The following is a 1,454-nucleotide window of genomic DNA, read 5'->3' as shown; positions in this document are numbered from 1 at the left end:
TGCGCAGGGCAAGTGGTGATTATGTCGCCTTGCAAGGATACCCCCATCAGGAATTTTCGGACTAAGGAGGAGGGGCGTTTCTTTCCCGTCTTTTTCCCCGCCTTTTCCCCCACCCCAACCCCTCCCCTAAGGGGAAGGGGCTTTTGCGCGGGTTCCCCTAATGGGGAGGGGCGTTTTGTTGTGCGGCTCTAAGGGGGGGCTTTTCGAGGCGTTCTCCCCGTCGAATAGTCAAGGAAGCCCCTTCAGGGGTAACCTTCGGCTGTTTTTGGAGGCTGCAACGGGCTATTCAGCGGGTTTGGAACGTATTTTTCGGAGTGCGGCGACGTGTCGTCGCTTTTGAATGCTTTTGAAGACATCATGCGGGCTGGAAGCCCTTCCTCAGCGCATGGAAGTCGGCTAAACGCCGACCCAAGCAGCCCATCACGAGAGGGCGAAACATAGTCTTGATGGGGTGATGTGTGCTTAACTCGTGTGCAACGAACTTACCGCCTTTTTCGCATGACTTTTTGCCATGACCTTAAAAATTCATCACCGCTTATCAAGCGAATTGGTTTGCCTCGCACCCATTCTCGCGCAGGCATAGAAAAGTTATTAGCAGCAATAATCATTCCACCATCTGCTTTTTCATGCTGCAACGTGCCATACAAATCCCGAACCACACCCTCGCCAACAGATTTGCGCCACCGTTTACACTGCACAACCCATTTTTCTCCTTTTTTGGTCCTAACCACAACATCTACGCCATGGTCACCGCTTTTTCCCGTACGCTTTGCCTGATGCCCCATGGCGCGGAACAATTCAACAACCATGTTTTCAAATTCAACGGGCGATAAATTTGCCAAATCTTCCCGGCTTTGAATTTGTTTCGCCTTGCTTAACAAGCGGTTTCGGCTCACAGATACCTGCAACGCCCAAACTGCCCCCAAAATCACCCCGGCAACAACAAACAGGGACGTGCTCCACGGTTCAGGCAAGACAAGGGAAGCCGATATCGGTTCTGGGTTGAACACTAACAGCACCCGGACAACAGCCCAGAACACCCACAACTTCAACATATTTGAAACCAGATTCCCCCTGCGATACTTCAAAGGGGTCAACAACAATACAGGCCAAAAATCAAAAATCACATCAAACGCGGTAAAGAGAATTTGTGTTACGCTCATTGTATGTTCAATGTCAGGAGATTTCAATGCAGGATTTTGGGTAATCAGCAAAGTGGACTTCTACAGCACGCGGCGCAGGGCGGCGCACACGGTTTCGACCTGTTCTTCGGTCATCACGCTGGAGAAGGGCAGGGCTGCGCCGCGACGCCCCAGGTCTTCGGTGACGGGGTACATGCCTTCGCGGTAGCCGAAGCGTTCCGCCATGTAGGGCTGCAGGTGGATGGGGGCGAAGTAGGGGCGCGCGGGGATGCCTTCGGCAGCCAGTTTGCGGATGATTTCGTCGCGGTTCAG

2 protein-coding genes are annotated in these 1,454 nt (G+C 53.0%); both read right to left on the bottom strand.

Going from position 1 to position 1,454, the window contains the following annotated elements; genetic code table 11:
• Positions 1-482: 482 nt before the first annotated feature.
• The gene (locus D6694_14030) at positions 483-1,163 is read right to left on the bottom strand and encodes a restriction endonuclease (protein ID RMH36274.1); all 681 of its coding nucleotides are present in this window, start codon (positions 1,161-1,163) and stop codon (positions 483-485) included.
• 60 nt (positions 1,164-1,223) lie between these two features.
• Positions 1,224-1,454 (bottom strand): polysaccharide biosynthesis protein (locus tag D6694_14025; protein RMH36273.1); only part of this gene is annotated, 231 nt, incomplete at its 5' end.

It is taken from the genome of Gammaproteobacteria bacterium, from assembly GCA_003696665.1.
GTDB lineage: Bacteria > Pseudomonadota > Gammaproteobacteria > Enterobacterales.
This window is presented reverse-complemented; position numbering and strand designations above follow the sequence as displayed.